Consider the following 25,895-nt stretch of genomic DNA (forward strand, 5'->3'; position numbering starts at 1 on the left):
TTCCTCTCGCAGTAGCATCGGCTAACTTACAACTGTGTAGACCGTGACATCCAGACCAAACCCTTTTTTTCAATCGAAACAGTCCTATCCTATGTCCGCAATCAAACACATCTCATTCGACCTCTGGAAGACACTGATCCGGCCCAACCCAGCCTTCATTAAAGAAAGAGCTTCCTTGTTCCGGAACCGCTTCCAGCTAAAACACCTGCCCATCGAACAAGTAGCCGCCGTATTCCGCGACACCGATGGCGTATGCAACGCCATCAACGAAATAACCGGCCGCAACCTACACCCGCAGGAAATGTATCTCATGATACTCGATCGCCTCCAGGTCAACCTCCGCATCGTAGACAGACAAAAACTACAAGAGTTCCAGGAAGAAACAGAAGCATTGTTCAATCGCTTTCCACCACAACTCATCCTGCCGGATACCGCCCTCCTGCTGCAACAACTGCAGGCACAAGGATATACACTCAATATCCTCTGCAATACCGGCTTCATCAAAGGAGAACTACTCCGACGTGTACTCCGTCACGAACAACTGGACCAATATTTCCAATTCCAGCTCTACTCCGACGAAACCGGCTGCTCCAAACCAGCACCCGCCATGTTCGCTGCCATGCACGCCGCTGCCGCCACCCTATACCAGGGCAGCCTCCTCAATGGCGAAATACTCCACATCGGAGATAACGCCCACGCAGACCTCGGCGGCGCCCTCCAGGCTGGCATGCAAGGTAGCCTGATCAATACCTGCAGGCAACCCTTAAGCAAATGGCTACACGCCAGCGGAGTATATCTCGCATAAGACCACAACATCCAGCGTTTGCTTTAACACACCCTCAAAAGACACTTTTTAAAGAGACAACTGATAGCATATGAGCCAGATAAACAGATATGTGGAAAGCCTGATGCACAAATATGCGCTCAATGTACCGCCAAGACAGCAGGTTTTGTTCAATAACTTTTTGTCCGCAGCCGAAATCAACACCGCCTGTGATAGAATAAGAATTAACGAAACAACTGATCACCACCCGCATACAGTGCCCGCACGCCACAAACAGCCACTACAGGAAAGCTACGCACTCTCCTTCGGTAAACGTAAACTCGTCATCGCCTCCAAAAAAGGAAATCACCTGACCAACATGCCCGATGCACACGAAGATGCATTCGCATGCCACTACTCATCCGCTACCGGATGGGGCATCATCGCCCTCTCCGATGGCACCGGCATCACACCGCAAGGCCGCAAAGGCGCCGATATCGCCTGCCAGGCCACCATCGAGTACTTCAACTCCCTCATCGCCGGCAACCAGACAGAAGCCATCGACCACGCCATACTCGCCTGTATGGCCGATCCTTCCATCGAAAGACAACAACGCCTCAGCAACCTGTTCATCGAACAATTAGGCAAAGTAGCGTCCTTCGCACAGGAAAAAATCAACGAAGAAGCCTCCCGTAAACAAACTAACTCGAATGATTATACTACTACTCTCATATTCGCACTAACCAAAAAATTCGACAACGGATACCTCATCTGCTCCTTCTGGATCGGAGATGGCGCCATCGGGCTCTATAATCAGGAACTACACGAAGTCGCCGTGCTCGGCGCTCCCGAAGAAGGAGAATTCGCCGGCCGGACCAGGCTCCTGTCCATGTCAGATATCCTGGCAGACAGCTCCTACTCCAACCGCATACGGTTCACCATCATCCCCGACTTCACCGCCCTCATCCTCATGACAGATGGTATCACCAACAGCAAATTCGACCCCGATGGCAATATCTACCAACCCGCCAGCTGGCTCGCCCTCTGGGACGACCTCAACGGCAAAAACAACAAAGGCAGAAAAGTAGACTTCTCCCTGCCAGCACCACAGGTCGCTAAAATGCTCGTCCAATGGCTCGATAGCTGGTCGCCGGATATCCCCGACGACAGAACCATCGCCATCCTATACTGACATCCATTCCGCATATAGCAACTAGCACATCAGCCATGCAGCGCAAAAGCATTCCCTTTTGCGCTGCAATATTTTTGCTAAATTGCTGCCATGAACATCGAACAATTCCGCGAATACTGCCTCTCCCTTCCCCAGGTAACGGAAGAATTTCCCTTTGGCCCCGAAACACTGGTCTACAAGGTAAAAGGCAAAGTATTCGCCCTCACCAACATCGAATGGTTCGAAAGCATCAACCTCAAATGCGAGCCCGAAGAAGCCATAGAACTACGCGAAAGATATGAAGGCGTCACACCCGGCTGGCATATGAACAAAAAACACTGGAACACCGTCAGCGTACAATCCAACATCCCCAATAAACTGATCCTCCAATGGATCAAAAACTCCTACGACCTCGTAGTAGCCTCCCTCCCCAAAAAACTCCGCTTCTAAAACTCAACCACACATATCCCGCCCATCAAGATTTACATACATATATTCCATCCATCCAGATTATACACCCACCACTGCGGTTAAAATCGTACATTAGCCCGCATCTTAACGTCGTATATTAACCAAACCTTTAGCTGATTATGAGAAAATGGCTGCTCCTCGCTTCGGCCATCCTGCTGGTATTCCCCGCAGTAACCCAAGCCTCCAATCCAGACTCCGCATGGATACGCGAACACTACACGAAAAAGGAAGTTTATATCCCCATGCGTGATGGCATCCGCCTCTTCACCTCCATCTACCTGCCAAAAGATAAGTCGGAAAAACATCCTATGCTCATGAGCCGCACCCCCTACTCCTGCGCGCCCTATGGTGAAAATGAATTCCGTGCCTTCTGGTCCAATCACTACCTGCAGTACATGAAAGAAGGCTACATTATGATCATCCAGGACGTCCGCGGCCGCTGGATGAGTGAAGGCACCTTCGTAGACGTACGCCCTTATAATCCTAATAAGAAGACTAAAAAAGATATCGACGAAGCCAGCGATACCTACGATACCGTCGACTGGCTGGTAAAAAATCTCGAAGGCAATAACGGCAACATCGGCGTATTCGGTATCTCTTATCCAGGCTTCTACTCCACCATGGCTGCCCTCAGCGGTCACCCGGCCCTCAAGGCAGTAAGCCCGCAAGCCCCCGTGACCGACTGGTTCCTGGGAGACGACTTCCACCATAACGGCGCCTTCATGCTCGCCGATGCCTTCTCCTTCTACACCGCCTTCGGCAAACCTCGTCCTAAACCGACAACAGTTGGCCCCCATGGCTTCGATTACAAATCCGATGATAACTATGACTTCTTCCTAAAAGTAGGTACCCTCAAAGACTTTGACAGACTTACCGGCGACAGCATCGCATTCTGGAAAGACCTCTATGCACACGAAACCTACGACGACTGGTGGAAAGCACGCAACGTACGCCCTTACCTGAAGAATGTTAAACCCGTAATGCTCGAAGTAGGCGGCCTGTTTGACGCAGAAGACTGCTTCGGCGCATGGACCACCTACCAGGCGATCGAACACCAAAGCCCCAATACTAACAACCGCATTGTAATGGGCCCCTGGTACCATGGTCAATGGTCTCGTGGTGATGGTACCCATCTCGGTAATATCCAGTTCGGTAGCGCTACCAGCAAATGGTACGCCGACAACATCGAAGTGCCTTTCTTCAATCACTACCTTAAAGGCAAAGGCAATGCACCCGATATCGCAGAAGCAACTATCTTCTTCACTGGCGCTAACGAATGGAAAAAGCTGCCTAAATGGCCGCCTGCAGAAGCAAAAGCAACACCGATATACCTGCAGGAAAAAGGAGGACTCTCCTTTAATCAACCTACCGGTAATAACAGCTTCGATGAATACCTCAGCGATCCGGACAAACCAGTCCCCTACACCGACGGTATCCACCTGGCACGTACCATCAACTACATGACCGACGACCAGCGTTTCGCTTCCAGACGTCCGGATGTACTCACCTTCCAGACAGATATCCTCCAGGAAGATCTCACACTGGCAGGTCCGTTGGTAGCAAACCTCATCGCCAGCATCACCGGCACCGACGCCGACTTCATCGTGAAACTCGTCGATGTCTTCCCGAACGATTTCTCCTACGGTCCCAGCGAACCGTCTGAGCACTACCGCGTACCGTCCACCACCTACCAGATGGGTGGCTACCAAATGCTGGTACGTGGCGAAGTAATGAGAGGTAAGTTTCGCAACAGCTTCGAAAAAGCAGAGCCTTTCGAACCTGGTAAACCTACCCCGGTGAAGTTCACCCTCCCCGACATCGCACATACCTTCAAAAAAGGTCACCGCGTAATGGTACAGGTACAAAGCAGCTGGTTCCCACTAGTAGACCGCAACCCGCAGGTCTTCACCGATATCTACCACTGCGATGCCAAAGACTTCCAGAAAGCAACCATCCGTATCTACCACGACGCAAAATACCCTTCCAGCCTCGAGCTGCCTGTGGTGAAATAATAAAGTCAATTACATAAATAAAAGGCGAAGGCCGGTCTTATAACAAGACCGGCCTTCGCCTTTTATACATAAAATACAAACTACTTGGTATTGGCGATCTGTCCGACCCATTCTAATTTTGAAATGTAAAAGGCTTAGCGAATAAACAGAGGAAATCTCTATTACGCAGTACCTGATAATTTATCCCAATAAAAAAACATGCAATCCCAATATTGCTGCTATTATCACTTCCTAAAAGCTCCCAAATGAAAAGATTAATAGGATTAACTTCCATATGCCTTATTCTTACAGGTATTTGCTCTGCTCAAGGTAATTGGATTGATTTACAAGATCCCCAGACAAATTTACTGGGCCGGATGATCACCAACGTTAACAACGGCTCACCTGTATTTGTACCCAACGCCAGTATTCCTCATCTGACCTACGAGGTCGTAGATGGTGCCGAAAGCATCACGGATTATAAAGAGAAATTCAGAAAATATTTAACAGGCATCATCAATATAAATACCCACACGTTAAGCAACATAGAGGTAACCCGGATCAAATACAGGTCCATTAAGGCGGATCATTATAAAGATGGTACCCTGGCCATTGGAACAAAATTCGCCTATGCAGGCCAAACAGCAGACAGCGTTATAGTAACGGTGAAAAGAAAATCCGGCGTTGATTTGGACTTCAAAGAACTATTAGACAAAATTCTTGGCGCAGTGGGTATACCAGAAGAACTAACAGGTGGGATAACAACAGTAGTAAAAAAATTAAGCCTTAATACAAACGATTCTTTAGCTGCAAGAATTCTGATCGTTAATCCTAACGTATACTTCAAAGCCAGGTTCGTTGAGTTTATGGAAGGAAATCCTCCTATACTAACTGCCAGGGGAAAAACATGGGACGACTATTGGATCCATTTTTACAACAACAGTACCAACGTAGTGAATGAGTACACCATTCTGGACGCCTCCAGACCACAAATGCAAAGAGAAACCAAAAGAAATTATGTTCAATTCTGGGGACTCAATGACGATAAAAGCCGCCGCTACTTCTTCAAAACAACCAAAGACGGAGATAAACTCAAACTACTATTCATGCGGGCTATAACTGGCCAGAATGATACAGCAATCTTGGAAATACCAAGTACTAAACATGACGGGAAAGTAACGTTTGAACAGGAATATATCAAAGTAGATGAGTTTTGGCATAGTGGTAAAACAAAATTTGTTTACGTCGCCTGTTTTGCTGAACAACTGGACAATAACCGGATACGGCTTCATAATTTTGATGAAATCGTCAATGACAAAGGGCGTATTATGACCTACATAAAATATCCGGAAGTAAAGTTCAAATATTTATCAAAAAACGATTAGCATTTGTAAGCTTCTCCTTCTCGCTACAATGCAGTGATCTAAACCAGGAAGGATTGGGTCTTCAATCCGATATCCGGCAAGGATAAATTGCAATGAACAGTCTTCTTTAGAGGTGGCATGGCCTGTCTGTATGGGCGCTACTGATAACGGAAAAGGAGGCAATTGCCTCCTTTTCTACTATGGTCATGTATAACATTCCTTATTTAGTTCATGCCGCACAGTTTCTCTTTGTTTAACACCCTGCGTAGCGGGAACATGCTATTAAAACGGATGAAATTGACCCCTTTAAGCTGATCGTTCTTAAAAGTAAAAGTGACCGTTTTTATTTTGTCTTCCAGTTTGGAAAGCTCCATTGGGGCAATTTGAGTATTCGCGTCAATTGCAAAAGTCGTTTCCAAAACCTTACCGGTATTATCAATAGAATATGTTATAACCATGGCTTTCTCATCGGCAATCTTTTGTAGTTTATCTTTTGGAATGACACCTCTGATAAGTTCGCCGACCTCATTCACCCCTTTGCACTCAATACTCGTTAAATCTTCTACGCCTGCAGGAATTTGTGGTTGCTTTGATCCAAGAATATTCTCTGAATTGCTGATATAGAGTCTGTTAGAGTCAATCAGCTTGCATTGATATGTTTTATTGCCTGCTTTCACAATTCCTTCGTCAAACTGACAATAAGATTTCTCTAGAATGAAAAAAGAGGCTAGTAACAAAAATGGCGTCTTGTATTGCATAGCTTTTAATTTTCAATAGTGCATCCACTATTCTTATACAAATTTAATAAAGCTTCGGGTTTTAAATTAGGATCTGTCGGAAGAAAATATGCGGGCCATGACTTTTTAAACAACTCCAAAAAATCGAAGTATTTATCTTGTAATTCGCTAAAATCGGTAGGATGTTTTGTTACGTCCGCAGTAATTTTCCGGAGCCAGTCAAAGTAAGCGGCGTTATCTTCATTAGTTGTCTGAATCGTCAAACAGCAAGGCATAAATTTCTTCATTATTTCGATATCTCTTAAGAGCTTTGCTTCAAACTCTAAATTCGAACCTCCTATCGTCCCATGCTTTCCGGCAATTCCTCCAGGATAATACAGATTTTGATATGCATGAAATAGTTCCTCTGTTAGTACATCATAATTAATCGCTGAATTACCCTTAAAGGAAACTGACATTTCAATTGGTTTAAACCCTCCTTCGCTGAGTTGCATTGGGGTTACTTTGAAATCAAGCTTTACTCCGGCAGTTACCATCTGGTTGAAAAACGCTTTATTAATGCAGCACTCTAAAAATTGCTCTAGTACCCTATTTAGGATCGCAACCTGTTGAACCATCATTGTTGTCGTTGATTTAGCAATTTTCTTCAGGTTTTCGGAAGGTTGGGGTTCTCCTTGTGTTGCACCGGGATAATCATTTGGACCAGGGCTATTGCCAGTTCCACCCCCATTTGGTCCGCCTGACGGATTTCCATTGCCGCCATTCCATCCTCCGCCACCACTTCCACCGTCACAGGCAACTTGTTTACTAAACTCATAACGGCAATAGCTTTGACCGCCGGAATAGGTACAACTGTAATAGTCGATATAACATTTGGTCATTACAACGACTTCTGGATGGGGATTTGATGTGTTTCCCCAAGTCTCGAATTGCCTATATCGGCCACTACCATCATATTCAAAATTCTTGATCTGTTTTCCAAACCAATCTGTGACCAGTACCATTCCAGTAAAAAGACACTTCTTCCCTTTATTTTCCAAAAAAACGGCATTGGGAAGGGTTGTGACCAATTCCGCATGGATTTTATTTTGAGCATCTTTATAGAAAAGCAGATCGGTAACCTGTGAGGTCGTTAGTCGCATTTTGCCGGCATCATATTCAATTGTTAAATCCCTCGCATATAAAATCGGGACAACCACCGCTTCGCCAATACTGATCTTCTTTATTTTGGCGGCGCTCCAAATGGAGAGTTTGGGAATATCCTCGACATATTTTCAAAACAGGTTCTTTTTGGGGGTCCTGGAGGCCAGTTCAAGATCAAAGAATGACTTTACTTCTTGGATAAAATTCGATGTTTGGGCATGATCACCCGCCTGATAATCTTGTTGAGGCTTCTTACAACTCATGGAACTGCAAAAACTAGCAGTAGTAAAATAAGGGATGTTTTTGGGGTCATAAAACGATATTTATTGGTGATGCATTCCAAACAATAGGTTTTTGACAAGGGCCAACGCGGTATTGTCTTTTGCCGTAAATACAAGATTAGCCATAGACAGAAGAACTAATGATTTAATTGAGTCCTGGAAAACACATGGTATTGGGGTAACCTCTTCAATACAGATAGCAGCAAGATAAGCATATATATAACCTATTACCAGCATATAGATAAAATACCGTGATTAATGTAATAGTTATTACATCAATCACGGTGCGAAATAAATGCAACAGCTTCAATCATGGGGCTTTAATTGAACTTTTTTCATCCATTTAAACTTGTAGGCAAGGGTTGCACCTTCATGATACAGGTATTCCCAATTTATGCCCATCAAATCAGCTTAATTGCCGCTGTAAACTGGATACCGTTAGCCGACAACTAACCACGCCCCTCACAACCTATGACCTTTCCTACAAAGAGGCAGCACTATTAGAGTTATTACTGCAACACAAAAATGAAGTACTCGAAAGACACGAAGCCCTGATCAAAATATGGGGCAATGACAGCATCTACAATGTCAATAGCATAATGTATTCATGACGCACCTGCGAAAATTACTCAAAGATGATCCTGCTGTACAGATTCTAAGCCTACGTGGCATTGGTTATAAACTGGTTATATAAACCGGCGTTCTCTGCGTTGCCATCCCCCCTTCCCTCCCCCCGATATTTTTCTTAACTTTAGTCCTCCTGTAAATGTCCATGTTATGAAAAGACCACTGCTTTTGGTAGGGATCGCCTGCCTGTTCATTGCCGTGATGCTCCTCACCGCTATTGCCGCCACCGCCCAGCAACTGCAAGGCGCCTGGCAACTCTCCACACCCGGGCAAGTCCATCAGACCGTCCGTATCATCGCCGACAACTATTTTGTAGAAACCGCCTACGATATGACAGCCAAACAGTTCATCCGCTCCCATGGTGGCACCATCAAAGCCACTACCGACGCTATCGAAGAACGTATTGAGTTCAATACCGATAATAAAGGCACCGTAGGTAGCACCTCCAACACCACCTTCTCCCTGGATGGCAGCAACCTCACCATTGTCCGCAACGGCAAACAGGAAACCTGGAAACGCCTCGACGATGGCAACGCTCCGCTCGCTGGCAACTGGCACATCACCGCACGCGAACAGGATGGTAAAATGAGCGCTATCCACACCACCGGCACCCGCAAGACAGTAAAAATACTGTCCGGCACCCGCTTCCAGTGGGCCGCCATAGACCCCGGCACACAGTCCTTCTCCGGCACCGGCGGCGGCACCTATACATTCAAAGATGGTAAATACACAGAAACAATAGAGTTCTTCTCCCGCGACAACAGCCGCGTAGGCATGTCCCTCAGCTTCGATGGTAAAGTGGATGGTAAAAACTGGCACCACTTCGGCCTCAGCTCCAAAGGCGATAAGATCTCCGAAATATGGAGTCGGGACTAACAAACAAACAATAACTATATCCGGTAACCGATCCCCCATTCTATCCAGTCCGCAGCCGCTCCATTCAGCGTCTTCAACCCTATCTGGACAAAGGTCTTCGTAGGCGTATTATAACGCAGCCCTATCCGCATAAACACATTCCCCTTGTAATTATCCCGCCGGAACCAATACGTCCCTACCTGCGTCACCAGGTCGAATCGCTGTATATGCAACAGATGCCCTACATGCACACCACCCAGCATCTTATCACTGGTATGCGCCTGCTTCCCCTCCATACTGTAAATCCCGCCTAAAGACGCATCATAAAAGCCGTCCAACCCCGCCGTAAAACTCCCCATATGACTGTAACGGCGCGCATAATCCAATACCAGCGATACCGTACCGTAAAACGAACCCGAACTCTTCGAACTCTCATTCTGCACCACCCCGAAAGCACCGTAGATATCTACATTGCTCACCCGCTTCACGGGTGGTATCAGTGTCGTTACAAACACCGGCCGCCGCAATGGCTCATACGTAGAATCGATCTGCTGCTTCACAATACGCCGGATCGCATTGTAGTGATAACGCACCCCCACGTTCAAGCCATACATGTTCAATCCCAGGTTAGGCGTATGCGTACGTCCGTTCGAAAAATGCGTCATATCTATACCATATATCAGGTCAAACAACTCCGAAGCCTTGAATACCCCTCCCACACTCACATTGAAATACACATCCACCTTCGAACTGATCGCATCGTTTAAAGGATTGTTCTTCGGATCATACCCATTCAGATCATAAGTAAACCCCAACGCCATTTCCGCATTGAAATGATGACGCCTCCGCCGCAAAAAAGGGAAATCAAAAAAACCGTAAATACCACTGGGATTCCCTAATATACTAGGATCGCCAATATTACCGCTATACATCCCGATGCCATAGCTGGGATAATTGTACACACGCTGCCACACCTTTTTCCCCGTACTCTGCCAGCCCATCCGCACCTCCACAGAAGTATACCCCTTCTGCAGGAACTGCTTCAGCTCCTCCCCATTATACAAATGACTGCCACTGTGAAACTTAACGGCAATGTACTTATGCCGGCCCAAGTTAGGATTCTGCTTTGCCTTCTGCCATAGATCTACCTGCTGCCCCGAAGCCGACAAACCAGCGCCGAGTAGATACAGTAATACGATTCCGTAAACGTTTTTCATAAAATGCCTGCTATCTATATGCCTTATACCCTTCGTTGTTAACACTTTAACACAACCTTTTGTTAAAAACACCGCTCCATGGCCCTAAAAAGCCCCCGGAGCGTCTACGGCATCCGCCAATTTTATTATCTTGCAGCGCTATGCCAACCAAGCATGGTCTTTATTAATTAACGCTTATGATCAAAAAATACCTGTTACCAGGCATACTGCTGCTGACTTCCCTCGAAGGATATAGCCAGGCTAAAGCCAAACCTAAAACAGCAACAACACCTGCTGCCAAACAACAACAGGCAGCCATGAAAACGAAAATAGATTCTGTAAGCTACGCTATAGGATTGGATATAGGTAATAACCTCAAAGTACAGGGGTTAGACAATATTAATGCCAACCTGATGCTCAAAGCAGTACAGGATGCACTGAAAAATAATCCCACTTTACTAACTAAAGAACAAGGAAGTATGAGTATTAGTAACTATCTGCAACAGTTAAAATCTGAGAAAGTAGCAAAGAATAAAGCAGAGGGAGAGAAATTCCTGCAGGATAATAAATCCAAACCTGGCGTAGTAACATTGCCTAGCGGTCTCCAATACCTGATCCTCAAAGAAGGTACCGGCCCTAAACCAACCGCCAATGATAAAGTAAAAACACACTACCACGGCACCCTGATAGATGGTACGACCTTCGATAGCTCCGTAGACAGAGGCGAACCTATCTCCTTCCCCGTAGGCGGCGTGATCAAAGGCTGGACAGAAGCCCTGCAACTCATGCCCGTTGGCTCCAAATGGCGCCTCTTTATCCCTTCCGACCTCGCCTACGGCGAACGCCAGGCAGGCCCGAAGATCGGCCCCGGTAGCACCCTCGTTTTCGAAGTGGAACTGCTGGAAATAGAGAAATAGTTTTTCCCTTTTTCTATATAAAGCGAAGCGCCGTACAAATAATATGTACGGCGCTTTATTATTTAGTCAAGATATGGTCTGATTAGATATTGCCTGGCTTATATACCCGCGATACCCGCTGCTCCAGCAACATAAAGTCCGCTAATACCATCGCCGTCACCGCCTCCAGTACCACCGGCACCCGCAACGCAATGCACAGATCATGCCGGCCCTTCACACTGAAAGACTCCACCTCCCCGCTTTTGATATTCAGCGTATGCTGCTCCTTCGGCGTACTCGACGTAGGCTTCACCGCAATACGGAACACCAACGGATTACCATTGGTAATACCTCCCACCACACCGCCGGCATGGTTGGTCGCAGTGGTCCCCTTACTGTCAATGATCGCATCATTATGCTCCACACCTTTCATACGGGCCGCCGCAAAACCAGCACCGAATTCAATACCTTTAATAGCAGGGATAGCAAACACCGCATGCGCAATAGCAGATTCGACAGAATCAAAGAAGGGCTCCCCTAATCCCACAGGTAGTCCCGTCACCACACATTCCACAATACCACCCACAGAATCCTTCGCAGCAATAGCCGCTTCCAACCCCTGCTCCGCATCCGGTAAACCTCCTACTTCTGTGATCCTTGCCTGCACCTGTATACCGCCGCCGAGTATCTTCTTGGCAATCACACCGGCAGCTACCAGGTTCAATGTCAACCGGCCACTGAAGTGACCACCTCCCCGGTAGTCTTCATAACCTCCGAACTTCTCCGTCGCCACAAAATCAGCATGTCCCGGCCGGGGAAACTCCCGCAGCTTCTCATAATCCGTACTGCGCGTATTGTTGTTCTCAAATAAGATCGTAATAGGCGCACCGGTCGTATGCCCATTGTACACACCAGACTTGAGGAAAGGAAGATCATCTTCCTTACGGGGAGTAGTCCCCTTCGCTCCCGCCTTCCGGCGACCCAGATCAGCCAGGAAATCCTCCTGCTGCAAAGGAATACCCGCCGGCGTACCGTCGATGTTAACACCTACACTCTCTCCGTGCGATTCCCCAAATACATTTACCCTGAATATTCTGCCGAAACTATTCACCTGATTGTTGTTTTTTATGACGCCATCCGCTTACGCAGACAGTAAAATTAAGAATGATGCACCGCCTCGCTGTCTACCTTACTCACCTGCCCACCCAGCTGCTCCAGGTGATCATAGAACTCAGGATACGACTTATTGATCGCTTCCGCATTTTCAATCACCACCGGACCGTCTGCCGTCAACGCAGCTACCGCACAAGCCATCGCAATACGGTGGTCATTATGTGAATGCACCACCGCGCCTTTGATACCAGTACCGCCATGCACCCGCATCTCATCACCGTTCAGCTCTATAAGGATTCCCATCTTGCCAAACTCCTGCTGCAAAGTAATACCACGGTCACTCTCCTTGTGCGCCAACCGGCTCACACCTTGGATACGCGTCACCCCCTCACAGTTAGCCGCCAGCGCTACCAACGGAGGAAACAAATCAGGACAGTCCGTAGCGTCAAAATCAAAACCACGCAGCCCACTCTTCTCCACGATCATCGTAAACATACCGGGCAACAGCTGCGCACCGGCCTTTTCCAATGCCTCCAGGATCGCCTTATCCGATTGTGCAGAATGTGTATTCAGATGATGCACCTCCGCCTTACCAGCTACCGCAGCAGCCACCAGCAGGAAAGCAGCACCACTCCAATCACCTTCTACCGTATAGTCACCAGCCTGGTAACGTTGCTTGCTACCAAACCGGAATTGTTCAAAATCATGTTGCTCCACCTTCACTCCAAACTGCTCCATCAACTGCAACGTCAAAGCAATATATGGTTTGCTCTTCAAGTCCTTCACCGTAATAGTCACATGCTCCGCCACTGACCCGAATGCCATCAGCAAACCCGTCAGAAACTGAGAACTCAACGAACCGTCTATTGTAATGTCCTTCGCCTGCAAAGGCCCTTGTATCTGCAAAGGCAACTTGCCCTCCTGCGTCTTACATTGCACCCCCAGCTGAGGCAATACCTCCTCAAAGAAATGCATCGGACGAGTAGTTAAACTGCCATGCCCGTTAATCGTAATCGCCAACTCAGCAAGCGCAGCAATGGGCGTAAACATACGTATACCCAGCCCCGACTCACCACAGTTGATCTCATCGTAAAAAGGTCGTACCCCCTGGCTCGTGATCTCTATATGATCCTCCACCCGGCGGATCTTCGCACCAAGGTTCTCCGCTACCTCCAATGCCGCCAGACAGTCATTACTCAATCCGGGATTACGGATAATACTCTTCCCCTGACTCAATAACGCCGCCGCCACAGCACGTTGCATAGCACTCTTGGACGGATTCGCTGTTACCGTTCCTTTTATTACTCCTGGTGATACAGTTACTTTCATATGTTGTATGTTCTGACGCTGAATAAATAATTAACCAATGATCCTCCCATTACAGCTCCTGTAAATACTGCTTCAGATCATCTATCGGAATAGGTTGGGTCAATGCCTGACCAATCTCTTTCAACAATACAAAATGTATCGCCGCCCCATCCCGCTTTTTGTCCAGTTTAAAAAGGTTGAATACCGCCTCCTTATCTGTACTCATCGTTACCGGCAACTGGTAATCGTTGATCAACCGGATCAACCGGTTAGTCTGCTCCACCGGCAATCCCGACAACTTCTCAGACAACTTCGCCGCCGCCACCATACCAATAGCCACCGCCTTACCGTGCGCAATATTTTCTAACTTCTCTACCGCATGCCCCAACGTATGCCCGAAGTTCAACCAACGACGCTGCCCCGTCTCAAACTCATCATTCAATACCACCTGCGTCTTCAACTCCACAGATCGCTCCACCAGGTACTCTAACACAGCCACATCCCTGGCCAACGCCTTATCACGGTGCTGCTCCAGGTAGTCGAACAACTGCACATCCAGGATACAGGCATACTTGATGATCTCGGCAAACCCATTGTGCCACTCCTCATCAGGCATCGTAGCCGGAAGGGTATAATCAAACAAGATAAAAGAGGGCTGATTAATAGTACCCAGCATATTCTTATGCTGACCATGATTGATACCATTTTTACCGCCAATAGAAGCGTCTACCTGCGCCAGTAAAGTACTGGGCACAAAACCAAATGGAATACCCCGCATATAAATACTCGCCGCAAAGCCGGTAAGGTCCGTGACCATACCACCGCCAATGCCCACCAGCATAGTCTTCCGGTCCGCCTCCAACGCTATCAGCCCGTCTATGATCTGCTGTAAAACATCCATCGCCTTGTGCTCCTCCCCATCAGGGATCACCAGCTTCTTCCATCCGGGCAACTTATGCGCATGGTGCTTATCCACATTCTCATCCAACACCAATATAGTGCGGGACATGTCTACATAATTACCAAGATTGACCAGGCTTTCTCCCAGATGGTATTTCGTCGTGCTATGCTGAAATTGATTCGTTAATGTCTTCATATATACGGAATGGATGGCACTTGCCGCATGCCTGTAATGTGTAAAATTGCAGATCACAATATTAACACATCACAGACACACAACGCTATGCTGCTGCATTATGCATTTTTTTCGTCACTCATCACCTTGTTCTGGCGGTTAATAGATTCCAGGTGTACCGCATCAAAATATTTCAGGATGAAATCTTTCGTCAGACCCAGCTTCTCACCTTTCTTGATATTGCGATCCAATATCTCATTCCAGCGGTTCGTCTGAAGGATAGTGATGTCGTTCTCTTTTTTGTAAATACCGATCTTCTCAGCTACCTTCATACGATTGCTCAGCAACAGCATGATCTCATCATCGATCTGGTTGATCTGCGCGCGCAGCTTCTCCAACGCACTGTTGAACTCCTTCTTGTCAGAGTGCTCATGACGCCATACAATGCTGTCCAGTATCTCCGCCAGACGCTCAGGTGTCACCTGCTGTTTGGCATCGCTCCATGCATTATCAGGATCTACGTGAGACTCCAGCATCAGACCATCGTAATCAAGATTAATAGCCTCCTGCGCTACATCCAGCAGGATGTCACGGCGACCAGTGATGTGGCTGGGATCACAGATGATCGGCAACTCAGGCATACGACGCTTCAGCTCAATAGGCAAATGCCACATCGGCGCATTACGGAACTCCGTATTACCATAGCTGGAGAATCCACGGTGGATCAGACCTATCTCTTTAATACCAGCTTTCTGCACACGCTCTACCGCACCAATCCACAACTCCAGGTCAGGATTGATCGGATTCTTGATCAACACCGTCTTATCTACACCTCTCAGTGCATCCGCTACTTCCTGCACAGAGAAAGGATTCACAGTTGTACGCGCACCTATCCACAGAATATCCACATCGAAGTGCAAAGCATCTTCCACCTGCTTGGCAGTAGCTACTTCCACCGCCAGCGGCAGTCCTGTCAACTCACGCGCCTTCTGTAACCAGGGCAAACCTTTAGTACCTATCCCTTCAAAAGAACCAGGACGTGTACGGGGCTTCCAGATACCGGCACGCAATACGTCTACTTTACCGGTCTTGGCTAACGCCAGTGCTGTAGCTAACACTTGTTCCTCTGTCTCCGCACTGCATGGACCGGAAATGATCAACGGCTTCTTGTCGGAGGAAGGATCGGCGAATTTGGTTTTGGCTAAAATCTGTTCCATATTTTTTTTGTTTAGGACCATGGCCCATACTCCATGGTCCATGTAGATAATATTTGATGTTGATTGTACTTGTTACTATTTCAATATTTTCCTGATCTTATTCGATTTCTGTATCAGCTTGTGAAACGCTTCGTAATCCTCACCTTCCAACAACTGCTTCATATGCTGCAATTGGTGAATATGCTCCTCCAATACATCCAGCACATTACTCCGGTTATGTTTGAAGATAGGCACCCACATATCCGGTGAACTTTTTGCCAGACGCACCGTAGACTCAAAACCACCACTCGCTAGCTCAAATATGCGCCCCTGCTCCTTCTCCTTCTCCAACACCGTCAGCGCCAGCGCAAATGAAGTGATATGCGAGATATGAGATACATAAGCAGTATGCAGATCATGCTCCACACCATTCATATATACCAGCCGCATCTGCAACCGGTCCACCAACTGCTCTACCACCTCCAGCGCATCTTCATCACTGTTCCGCACATCACACAACACCATCGTCTTATGCGTGAAAAGATTACGTACCGCTGCTTCCGGACCGGAATACTCCGTACCCGCCATCGGGTGCGCTGCCACAAAACGACCCCGCTTCGGATGGCCAGCCACCAGCTCCAATATCTTCTCCTTAGTAGATCCCACATCCATCACCACCTGCCCGGGACGCACCTTGTCCAGTATACCGGGTAGTACCTTCAACAAAGCATCCACCGGTATCGCCAGTATCAACAGGTCCGCACGTTGCAAAGCATCCTCCAGCGTACTGCCCTCATCAATGATCTTTAACGCCCGCGCCATGTCCAGGTTCTCCTGGGAAAGATCCACACCTAATACCCAGTTCGTCACACCCTTCTCCTTCAGGCTCATCGCCAGAGAACCTCCTATTAATCCCACACCTACTACTGCTGTTATCATTTTATCTGAATAATTGACCTTTAATAATTATTATGCATTTACTACAGCACGGATACGCTGAATAGCTTCTTCAAAAACAACTTCATCCTTACAAAGACTCACACGTATATAACCGTTACCGTTACTACCGAAAATGCCGCCGGGAGTAATGAATACCTTCGCCTCCTGCAATATCTTGTCCGTTAGCACATACCCGTCTTTCACATCAGCCGGTATCTTCGCCCATACAAACATACCCACTTGCTGCTCATCAAAAGTGCAACCCAGCAGCGACAGCAACTCAAATACCTTCTTCCTCCGGCCACGGTAAATAGCATTCAGCTCATCATACCATTCCTTACCCAGCTCCAGCGCCTTCACCGCTGCCATCTGCACCGGCTGGAACATACCAGAATCCATATTGCTCTTGAACCGCAATACCTCATTCAGGAACTCCGCCTTACCTACCAACATCCCCACTCGCCATCCGGCCATATTGGAAGACTTACTCAGAGAGTTCAGCTCCAATACCACATCCTTTGCACCTTCCACCTGCAACAGGCTCTCCGGGTGCTCATTCAGAATGAAACTATACGGATTGTCATGACAGATCAGGATGTTATGCTGCTTGCCAAAAGCCACCAGCTGACGGCCGAAATCAGCGCCTGCTTTAGTCCCGGTAGGCATATGCGGATAGTTCACCCACATCAGTTTCACCTTGCTCAGATCCTGCGCAGCCAATGCTTCCAGATCCGGCAACCATCCATGCGCCTCATCCAATGCATATTCCCTCACAGTAGCGCCACTCAGCTGCACCGCAGAACGATACGTCGGATAACCCGGATTAGGGATCAACGCTTCATCCCCCTCCTGCAGATAAGTCATACAGATATGCATGATGCCTTCCTTAGAACCTATCAGTGGCAAAACCTCCGTATCCGGCTCCAACTGCACCTGGTAAAAACGCTGATACCAGCTAGCCATCGCCGCACGCAACGCCGGAATACCTTTATATCCCTGGTAAGCATGCACATTACTCTTCTGCGCCTGCTCATGCAAGGCAGCTACCACATCAGGATGAGGAGGCAGATCAGGACTTCCGATCCCCAGGTTGATCACCTGCGCCCCTGCCTTATTCATCTCATCTATTTCCCGCAGCTTCTTGGAGAAATAGTATTCTTCTGTATGTTGTAATCTTTTGGCTACTGCTATTTTCATAAAATCGTTATGGTGGTCTGCGTTATATGCGTTGAGTTATGCGTGTGTTTTGCCTTTCTTATAGATACCTAATACCTTCAGGTGCTCCGTCAACGGCTCTATTTTCTCCAACGCCCGGCGGATATGCTGCAGGTCCTCAAACTCCATATCAGCATGGAAATAATAATTCCACTCCTTCGCCGGTATAGGAAAAGACTGCAGCTTGGACAGGTTAATACCCGCATCCGCGATCTTACCCAACACCTTCGCCAGACTACCACGGTCATGAGAAGTCTGGAAATAAACAGAGGCCTTATTAGCATCCTCCGCCGCCTCCACTCCATTCCGGGAGATCACCAGGAAACGGGTGTAGTTGTTCTTCGCAGTATGAATATTCGGTGCAATAATGTCCAGATCGAAAATATCCGCTGCCAGCTTACCCGCAATAGCCGCCACACTCTTCAACTTCTTATGACGCACATGTTTGGCACTCAGCGCCGTATCCTCCGTCTCCACCAGCTTAATATGTGGATACTTCTCCAGAAAATCCGCACATTGTAACAATGCCATCGGATGAGAATGCACCTCCCGGATATCCTCCATGGTCTGACCCGGCAACACCATCAGGTGCTGGTTGATCTGCAGATAAAGCTCTCCCACTATATGAAGCGCGGAATTTTTTAATAAGGTATAGTTGGGCAGTATACTGCCAGCAATAGAATTCTCGATGGCCATCACCCCTCCATCCACTTCATCCTCCTGCTTAACCCTTCTTACGAGTTCAGCAAAAGAAGCGCAGGAAGCAATTTCTGTTTGCTTACCATAATATCGCTCCGCTGCCACCTGGTGAAAACATCCTTCGAATCCTTGTATAGCTATTTTCATTTTATATTCGATTATCGGGTGTGATTGGTTTACAGTAGATTAGTTGCTACAGCAACTAGCTACCTGAAATAAAAAAGGGCCCCGGTGAGTCGGGACCCTTTCTGTTGTAAGAATTTTATGTTGATGCTGTTGGTTCATTACAAAAGAGTCCCGGCCTTTACGACGTAAAAGAAGTAATAAAAAAAATAAGTGCTATAAAGGCAGAAACGTTGCATGTGATCTGTGATCGGTAACTATTTAAATTTAAAAGGGCCTCTCGTATCCGAAAGGCCCTTTTGTTAGTTTTTTTATGTTTATACTACAAACGACCTTACTATTCCTGGTACCAGAAAAAGTAGAAACCATAAAAGTAACCAAAGGTCGAGTGCTGTATCATTTTGTCTATTTGAATCTGGAAGCAAAAATACGGCGTGATTTTAATTTTCCAAGCAGTAGCTATAAAAATTACATTTTTTTTAATGACACCACTTGATTGGTGATTTTTTTCAAATATTTAACTCCTTTAACGATTCCGGGCTGAACAAAATCCTTGTTATAATGAAATTAAACATCAACCAACCCGCAAAAGCCCGGCTACTCCCCTTGGCTCTCCCCAAAATCCCCAAAACCACCAGCCCATCTCAAAAAGGAAAAGCCGCTCCGGAATCCGGAGCGGCCTATTATAACCTTTTTTGCTTACTAATCTAATTAGTGTTTAATGGAATCAGTAGCAGCTTTAGCAACTGAATCAACAGTTTGCTTTGCAGAATCAACTACAGCGTTAACTGCAGAATCAGCAACAGCAGCAGCTGAATCGATAGTCTGGCTAGCTTCAGTAGCAGTAGAATCTGTAGCTTCAGCAGTTTTGTTACCTTCGCCACAAGCTACTACGAACAGACCGAAAGAAAGAGCAAAGAAACCGAGTTTAATAGCGTTCTTCATTGTATTACGTTTTTTAGGTTTTTTATGTTTATTTATTCCTTTATACCAGGTTTTTAAAAAGGTAACCCGGCCAGGGAAAATTTATTTTTAATACCAGGATCCGGAAAAGGTAACCTTTCACAAACCCGCTTTTTTACTTTATACCCTTTCTTTCAAAAGGTAACCCCGCCACAGGGAATTTTATACTTTATACCAGATCTTTAAAAAGGTAACCCTAAGTTTGATAAAAAATATTTTTTGGTACTTTGGGTTACCAAAAGCCATATAATCGTATTAATAAGTGAAGTATAATCAGAACATAGAAAGGGATAGGGAATTACTGGAGGGTTTGGCCCGGAATGAAGATAAAGCGCTGGAAACGATCTATACAGAACAATTTCCGGTCATATTGAGAATGATCCTCCAACATAATGGTTCAGAAGACGACGCCAGAGACCTGTTCCAGGAAGCAATGATCGTACTTTTTGAAAAAGTGCAGCAAGGGGATTTTGAACTGTATAGCCAGTTGAAAACCTATTTATACTCCGTCTGCCGCCGGCTCTGGCTTAAAAAACTACAGTCCGGTACCTTGCAGCGGTCCCTGCCGACCGAACTGGAAGAAATCATCCCAGTCGAAGACGACCTGGAAGAACACCAGAAAAAGGACCTGCAGTTCCGCTCCATGGAAAAAGCAATGGCACAAATAGGAGAACCTTGCAAAACGATCCTCCAGGACTACTATATATATAAACAGTCCATGCAGGAGATCGCTGACAAATTCGGCTATACCAACGCCGAAAATGCCAAAAATCAAAAGTACAAGTGCCTGGTAAGGCTCAAAAAGATATTTTTCGACATATACCAATAATAAAGGGTAGTGAGGATGAAAGACATGAATCAATTATCTAATAATATAGAACGCTACCTGCAGGGAGAAATGTCCCTCCAGGAAAAGGCCGACTTCGAAATGCTGCGAAACAGCAACCCGGAAGTAGACCAGCAGGTAGTGGCACACCAACACCTCCTCCGGGAAATGGAAGCCTATGGCCGCCGCCTCGACTTCCAGAAAAAAATGCAGCGCATCCATGAAAAAATGGACCTGACCGAGGTGAAAAAAGAAGCCGCCGCTGCCGCAGACTCCGGCACCCGCATATTCCTCTTACGCAGAAGAACCCTCAAAAGCATCGCCGCCGCCGCCTGTATCGCGCTGGTCACTTCCCTGTCTACCATTGCCGTATTACAGAACGCTGCCCGCAAAAAATCTACCGCCCAATATGAAGACGTCAGAAGAACGCTGAACAATATCCAGCGCTCCCAAAACGCCCTTATTAAAGATATCAACAACAAAAGCAAAGCGCCCGTCAACCCAGGTACCTACGGCGGTACCGGATTCGCCATCACCGGCAACGGGTACATCGTAACCAACTATCACGTGATAGCCGGTGCTGACTCCCTCTACATCCAAAATACAAAAGGAGAAGCCTACAAAGCCATCAGCGTATTCGAAGATGTATCCAGCGACCTGGCCGTAATCAAAGTAACCGACTCCTCCTTCAAAGCACAACCACTCCCCTACGCACTCAAACCCCAATCCGTTAGGATAGGCGAAGAAGTGTTCACCATGGGTTTCCCCCGCGATGAAGTGGTTTATGGCAAAGGATATATCAGTGCCCAGACCGGTTTCAACGGAGATACTGCCGCCTACCAGGTATCCATCCCCGTCAACCCGGGCAATAGCGGCGCCCCCCTCCTCGATAATAAGGGCAACGTTATCGGCATCGTCACCGGCAAACAAACTACCTCCGATGGCATCGCCTTCGCCGTTAAATCAGCCCACCTGAAAAGATTAATGGAAGAAATGCCGAAAGATAAACTGTCCAAAAAAGACTGGAACCGCAAAAGCCACCTGGACAACCTCAATCGCGTAGACCAGATCAAAAAATTGGAAGAATTCGTCTACATGGTCAAAGTATATAACTGATCACTTTAACTCGACATACAAGCAGAAAGGCTGACCAAATGGTCAGCCTTTCTTTTTAATTACAATATCGTCCACTATTTCTTCTTAGGAGGTCGCTGTAACCAAGCCTTATAAAGATCAGTAATATAATATAAAAGGTCTTCGTGCCGCTGTATTGTCCGCATCGTGTTGTAATCCGGATGATTATCCCGCATAAAATACAGCAAAGAATCTCCCTTCAACCCCGTCACTTGGGATACCAGCAACGGCGTAAACCGGGAATCTACATATTTCTCCTGCTCCGCCTTTTCAAAGTTCTTCTTGAATTCCCGCTTCTGCTTCTCCTTACGGGAAAAACGCGTAATAGGACTGATCGTAATACCAGCGCCCTCCGGTGTATTACCATTACCACCAATCAGACCTACGTCAGATTTATCCAGTATATAACCATACTGCTCCCGGCGCGCAATGGAATCCAGCTGATAAGGAGAATACTTGGAAGATACCTCCACACTCCGCAGAAACTTACTACCCACCGTCAACTGCACATCCCGTGTCTCTGTCCCCATATTTTGCACCACCGTAATACTATCCGGACTATAACCCAGGAAGTTGAAGATCAACACATCATTCCGGTTGGCGATCACTTTATAAAATCCCCCTTTATCAGAAAAAGACCGCTTACCCGTTGTTTTGTTAATAACAGTCGCATAAGGCAATATCAACTTATTGTCCTTATCGGTAATAATACCTGTTACCGTCACCTGCGCCTTCAATGTTTGTACTGCCATCAATAATACTACGGCCAGCACACTTGCGTAAATCTTCATATGGATATTCTTTTTGCTGTTGTTTCTTAAATCCGGATCTGCTATCAGCGGTCATCCCTTCCTTACTTTCCATAACGCATTCAACCGGGTCTCTATCCTAAAGTTAGCCTTCCTGTTCAAATAAATAAAAAAAGTCTTCCGGCTATTCCTGGAAGACTCTTTTTACTTCAACACTCACAAATTATTTTCCCTTCAGCAGGTCGATTACTTCTTCCCTGCTCTTGCCCAGCTTCTGCTGGAGTTTACCTAACAGCTTATCTTCCTGCCCTTCTTCATATAGCAGATCGTCGTCTGTCAGGTCAGCATATTTTTGTTTGAGCGTACCTTTCAATTCATTCCATTTGCCTTTAAGTTCTAACTTATCCATAAAAGATTGTTTTTAGAGATGAAATAATCGAATAATCTACAGGCCTTGTATGACTACCCAAAATTCAAACTCTATGCCAGCCGGTACAATATAGGTACAGGCCGTATACAACAGCATCATTTTCCATAATATTGAGGAATATATACCACAGGTACCTGGGAAAAAACGCTAAAATACCCCAAATCGCAAACCACCTATACCCCAAAATCCCCCCAAATCGCATTTACCTGCACCCGCGTAGCAAAATCAGCCTGCTCACCCGGCCGCACCTCCACAACCCCCATCCCGTTATTAAACGCATTAGGAGCTCCGCTTAGATTTTCAATGGCAATGCTCTGACGATGAGGAGGAATATACAGTTGCAAAATAGGATAACTCTCATCCGGCCAGATATCAATACGTACCCCTCTTTTAGGATCATTCAATACACAAACTGTTTTCTCCGATGCCTGCCTGTCAATAATAAAAGAATTATCCAGCGATAATGCACCTATCTTTTTTAACGTCGTAAATTCCTGGTAAGGGATCAACTCCCCGCTGGGGACCATCTGCTCATTAAACACCACCAATGCTTCCGAAGGAAACTGCAACTCCAACTCATCTACCAGGCTGCCCGTCGTAAAATAAGGATGCCAGCCGTCCATCACTGGAATAGTCACCTCAGCTTTGTTAAATACCGTTGTCTTTATCTCCAGCATCCGGTCGGCCAACAACCGATACACCACCTTACAGTCATACGCAAAAGGATACCCCACATCATCCCCTTCATAAGCATACAACAGGGTAACAGCCGCCTCGCTTTCCCCCACATAATGATCGACCATCTTAAACACCGCATTGTATAACAAACCATGTAAACAAACACCGGGCACCGCAGCACGCTGTATCTGCCACTCCTTCCCTCCCCAGGCATATTTCCCGTCAGGGATACGGCAGGCAAAAGGGCTGAGTTTAACGCCTTTAAAAGATTCGGTAAAATGCTGCTGTAGATCCGTAGCATCCCTGTAACTATCAATTACATTGATACGGCCATTACTGCCATACGGTACACTAAAGGCATGTAACAACGCGCCGTGAGAAGGAACGATATCCACCGTTATCTCTTCCTGCTGCCATCCTCCATCTGATAAACGAACGATATCAAAGCCATCCTGCTGCAATACATCAATCCTGAACATAATGCTAAATATGTTTTTAATTGTTCACTGTTAATAAATATATCGATAGGGTTAAAACGTGTTCTGACACTAAAAATAATAAAAAAGGTCAGCTATTACTAACTGACCTTTCGCTTGATTATGGCAATAATATACGGATCAAATATAACGGTTGATGATATTCTCCAACCATTCCTGCCGGCCACTGCGCTGTTGCGGTTCACCGCTTTCAACAGCAAACGTTCGCAGGTCTTCCAGCGTCAGTTTCCCTTCCTCAAAAGCCTTACCTTGACCATTGTCAAATGAAGCATATCGCTCCTGTCTGAACTGCCGGTAACCTGACTTGGCCAGTATCTCTTCCGCTACCACAGCAGCCCTCGCAAAAGCGTCCATCCCGCCGATGTGTGCATGGAACAGATCCTCCAGGTCAGTGGAATTACGACGGGTCTTGGCGTCAAAGTTCACCCCACCACCAGCAAAACCACCTGCCTCCAGGATGATCAGCATACACTCTACCAGCTCATTCAGATGCATCGGGAACTGATCCGTATCCCAGCCATTCTGACTGTCACCCCGGTTCGCGTCCATACTGCCTAACATACCCGCATCAGCAGCTACCTGCAACTCATGCTGGAATGTATGCCCCGCCAGCGTCGCATGATTCACTTCGATATTGAGCTTAAAATCTTTATCCAACCCATACTGCCGCAGAAAACCGATCACAGTGGCACTGTCAAAATCGTACTGGTGTTTGGTCGGCTCACAGGGCTTAGGCTCTATAAAGAAAGTACCCTTAAAACCCTGCTTACGCGCATAGTCCCTTGCCATACCCAGAAAACGCCCCAGGTGATCCAGCTCCCTTTTCATATCAGTATTCAACAGCGTCATATAACCTTCACGACCACCCCAGAAGACATAGTTCTCTCCGCCCAGCGCTATAGTAGCATCCAACGCATTCTTCACCTGCGTACCCGCATATGCCAGCACTGAAAAATCAGGATTGGTAGCCGCCCCGTTCATATAACGCGGATGACTGAACACATTCGCAGTACCCCACAATAGTTTTACTCCGCTGGCTTGTTGCTTCTCCTGCGCATAAGTCACGATCTGCTGCAGATGACTTTCATAAGACGACAAAGAATCGCCTTCGTCCACCAGGTCTATATCGTGAAAACAATAATACGGCACGCCCAGTTTGGTGATAAATTCAAAAGCAGCATCCATCTTGTCCTTGGCACGCTGTACCGTGTCCGCCGCCGTCAACCAGGGAAATTCCTTAGTGCCAGGCCCGAACGGATCAGCACCGGTGCCACAGAAGCTATGCCAGTAAGCTACCGCAAAACGGAATAATTCCTTCATACTTTTACCTCCGATCTGCCGCTGCTCATCATACCATCTGTATGCTAACGGATTATCAGATGTCGGTCCTTCATAAGAGATCTTTCCGATCCCCTTAAAATATTCCCTGTTACCTAACGTGAAACTCATAAACTA

At 46.8% G+C, this 25,895-nt stretch carries 25 protein-coding genes; 10 read left to right on the plus strand and 15 right to left on the minus strand.

Features of this window, described 5'->3' with window-relative positions:
* Window positions 1-91 precede the first annotated feature (91 nt).
* The 5 genes from KTO58_RS17275 (at window position 92) to KTO58_RS17295 (ending at window position 5,781) form a co-directional block, all read left to right on the plus strand.
* Window positions 92-805 carry an HAD family hydrolase gene (locus KTO58_RS17275; protein WP_095838170.1) on the plus strand — a complete coding sequence of 238 codons (714 nt, stop codon included), beginning with the start codon at window positions 92-94 and terminating at the stop codon, window positions 803-805.
* Window positions 806-875: 70 nt separating this feature from the next.
* Complete coding sequence (locus KTO58_RS17280) at window positions 876-1,955, plus strand: PP2C family serine/threonine-protein phosphatase (protein ID WP_095838169.1); 1,080 nt, start codon at window positions 876-878, stop codon at window positions 1,953-1,955.
* A 90-nt stretch (window positions 1,956-2,045) separates the two neighbouring features.
* Window positions 2,046-2,384 (plus strand): MmcQ/YjbR family DNA-binding protein, encoded by a 339-nt coding sequence (locus tag KTO58_RS17285; RefSeq protein ID WP_095838168.1) that lies wholly within the window; start codon window positions 2,046-2,048, stop codon window positions 2,382-2,384.
* Window positions 2,385-2,524: 140 nt separating this feature from the next.
* Window positions 2,525-4,417 (plus strand): CocE/NonD family hydrolase, encoded by a 1,893-nt coding sequence (locus KTO58_RS17290; protein ID WP_095838167.1) that lies wholly within the window; start codon window positions 2,525-2,527, stop codon window positions 4,415-4,417.
* A gap of 245 nt (window positions 4,418-4,662) precedes the next feature.
* Window positions 4,663-5,781 carry a hypothetical protein gene (locus tag KTO58_RS17295; protein WP_157752886.1) on the plus strand — a complete coding sequence of 373 codons (1,119 nt, stop codon included), beginning with the start codon at window positions 4,663-4,665 and terminating at the stop codon, window positions 5,779-5,781.
* A 203-nt stretch (window positions 5,782-5,984) separates the two neighbouring features.
* On the opposite strand, the gene KTO58_RS17300 is transcribed toward KTO58_RS17295, so the two are convergent.
* Window positions 5,985-6,518, minus strand: coding sequence for a hypothetical protein (locus KTO58_RS17300; RefSeq protein WP_095838165.1), 534 nt, complete (start codon window positions 6,516-6,518; stop codon window positions 5,985-5,987).
* A 5-nt stretch (window positions 6,519-6,523) separates the two neighbouring features.
* Window positions 6,524-7,639 carry a hypothetical protein gene (locus KTO58_RS17305; RefSeq protein WP_095838164.1) on the minus strand — a complete coding sequence of 372 codons (1,116 nt, stop codon included), beginning with the start codon at window positions 7,637-7,639 and terminating at the stop codon, window positions 6,524-6,526.
* A gap of 644 nt (window positions 7,640-8,283) precedes the next feature.
* Between KTO58_RS17305 and KTO58_RS28935 the strand changes: the two genes are divergently transcribed.
* Window positions 8,284-8,532: a winged helix-turn-helix domain-containing protein gene (locus KTO58_RS28935; protein ID WP_095838162.1), complete on the plus strand. Its 249-nt coding sequence runs from the start codon at window positions 8,284-8,286 to the stop codon at window positions 8,530-8,532.
* Window positions 8,533-8,698: 166 nt separating this feature from the next.
* Window positions 8,699-9,424 (plus strand): membrane or secreted protein, encoded by a 726-nt coding sequence (locus tag KTO58_RS17315; protein ID WP_095838161.1) that lies wholly within the window; start codon window positions 8,699-8,701, stop codon window positions 9,422-9,424.
* Between the two features lie 14 nt (window positions 9,425-9,438).
* On the opposite strand, the gene KTO58_RS17320 is transcribed toward KTO58_RS17315, so the two are convergent.
* Window positions 9,439-10,620 (minus strand): acyloxyacyl hydrolase, encoded by a 1,182-nt coding sequence (locus tag KTO58_RS17320; RefSeq protein ID WP_095838160.1) that lies wholly within the window; start codon window positions 10,618-10,620, stop codon window positions 9,439-9,441.
* 176 nt (window positions 10,621-10,796) lie between these two features.
* Here KTO58_RS17320 and bamJ point away from each other — a divergent pair, with 176 nt between their 5' ends.
* Window positions 10,797-11,516 carry a BamJ family beta-barrel-assembly machinery protein gene (gene bamJ, locus KTO58_RS17325; RefSeq protein ID WP_095838159.1) on the plus strand — a complete coding sequence of 240 codons (720 nt, stop codon included), beginning with the start codon at window positions 10,797-10,799 and terminating at the stop codon, window positions 11,514-11,516.
* An 82-nt stretch (window positions 11,517-11,598) separates the two neighbouring features.
* Here the strand turns inward: bamJ and KTO58_RS17330 are convergent, their stop codons facing one another.
* The 8 genes from KTO58_RS17330 to KTO58_RS17365 form a co-directional block, all read right to left on the minus strand.
* A complete protein-coding gene (locus KTO58_RS17330; protein WP_095838158.1) occupies window positions 11,599-12,606 on the minus strand; it encodes a chorismate synthase in 1,008 nt (335 codons plus the stop codon).
* 47 nt (window positions 12,607-12,653) lie between these two features.
* Window positions 12,654-13,937, minus strand: coding sequence for a 3-phosphoshikimate 1-carboxyvinyltransferase (aroA, locus tag KTO58_RS17335; protein WP_095838157.1), 1,284 nt, complete (start codon window positions 13,935-13,937; stop codon window positions 12,654-12,656).
* Window positions 13,938-13,986: 49 nt separating this feature from the next.
* Complete coding sequence (aroB, locus tag KTO58_RS17340; protein ID WP_095838156.1) at window positions 13,987-15,012, minus strand: 3-dehydroquinate synthase; 1,026 nt, start codon at window positions 15,010-15,012, stop codon at window positions 13,987-13,989.
* 98 nt (window positions 15,013-15,110) lie between these two features.
* Window positions 15,111-16,208, minus strand: a complete 1,098-nt coding sequence (locus tag KTO58_RS17345; RefSeq protein ID WP_095841522.1) for a chorismate mutase — start codon at window positions 16,206-16,208, stop codon at window positions 15,111-15,113.
* Between the two features lie 75 nt (window positions 16,209-16,283).
* A complete protein-coding gene (locus KTO58_RS17350) occupies window positions 16,284-17,126 on the minus strand; it encodes a prephenate dehydrogenase (RefSeq protein WP_095838155.1) in 843 nt (280 codons plus the stop codon).
* Window positions 17,127-17,156: 30 nt separating this feature from the next.
* Window positions 17,157-18,323, minus strand: a complete 1,167-nt coding sequence (locus KTO58_RS17355) for a pyridoxal phosphate-dependent aminotransferase (RefSeq protein ID WP_095838154.1) — start codon at window positions 18,321-18,323, stop codon at window positions 17,157-17,159.
* A 36-nt stretch (window positions 18,324-18,359) separates the two neighbouring features.
* The gene (locus tag KTO58_RS17360) at window positions 18,360-19,187 is read right to left on the minus strand and encodes a prephenate dehydratase (RefSeq protein WP_095838153.1); all 828 of its coding nucleotides are present in this window, start codon (window positions 19,185-19,187) and stop codon (window positions 18,360-18,362) included.
* Between the two features lie 687 nt (window positions 19,188-19,874).
* On the minus strand, window positions 19,875-20,108 hold the full coding sequence (locus tag KTO58_RS17365) for a hypothetical protein (protein ID WP_095838150.1): 234 nt from the start codon (window positions 20,106-20,108) through the stop codon (window positions 19,875-19,877).
* A 280-nt stretch (window positions 20,109-20,388) separates the two neighbouring features.
* Here KTO58_RS17365 and KTO58_RS17370 point away from each other — a divergent pair, with 280 nt between their 5' ends.
* Window positions 20,389-20,955 carry an RNA polymerase sigma factor gene (locus KTO58_RS17370; protein WP_095838149.1) on the plus strand — a complete coding sequence of 189 codons (567 nt, stop codon included), beginning with the start codon at window positions 20,389-20,391 and terminating at the stop codon, window positions 20,953-20,955.
* Between the two features lie 15 nt (window positions 20,956-20,970).
* Window positions 20,971-22,068, plus strand: coding sequence for a S1C family serine protease (locus KTO58_RS17375; protein WP_095838148.1), 1,098 nt, complete (start codon window positions 20,971-20,973; stop codon window positions 22,066-22,068).
* A gap of 74 nt (window positions 22,069-22,142) precedes the next feature.
* Here the strand turns inward: KTO58_RS17375 and KTO58_RS17380 are convergent, their stop codons facing one another.
* The 4 genes from KTO58_RS17380 to xylA form a co-directional block, all read right to left on the minus strand.
* Window positions 22,143-22,877, minus strand: a complete 735-nt coding sequence (locus KTO58_RS17380) for a carboxypeptidase-like regulatory domain-containing protein (RefSeq protein ID WP_095838147.1) — start codon at window positions 22,875-22,877, stop codon at window positions 22,143-22,145.
* A gap of 181 nt (window positions 22,878-23,058) precedes the next feature.
* Entirely contained in the window at window positions 23,059-23,244 is a 186-nt protein-coding gene (locus tag KTO58_RS17385; protein ID WP_095838146.1) for a CsbD family protein, read from the minus strand.
* Between the two features lie 194 nt (window positions 23,245-23,438).
* Complete coding sequence (locus tag KTO58_RS17390; RefSeq protein ID WP_095838145.1) at window positions 23,439-24,422, minus strand: aldose 1-epimerase; 984 nt, start codon at window positions 24,420-24,422, stop codon at window positions 23,439-23,441.
* A gap of 138 nt (window positions 24,423-24,560) precedes the next feature.
* The gene (gene xylA, locus KTO58_RS17395) at window positions 24,561-25,889 is read right to left on the minus strand and encodes a xylose isomerase (RefSeq protein ID WP_095838144.1); all 1,329 of its coding nucleotides are present in this window, start codon (window positions 25,887-25,889) and stop codon (window positions 24,561-24,563) included.
* Window positions 25,890-25,895: the final 6 nt, after the last annotated feature.

It is taken from the genome of Chitinophaga pendula (assembly GCF_020386615.1).
GTDB classification, from domain to species: domain Bacteria; phylum Bacteroidota; class Bacteroidia; order Chitinophagales; family Chitinophagaceae; genus Chitinophaga; species Chitinophaga pendula.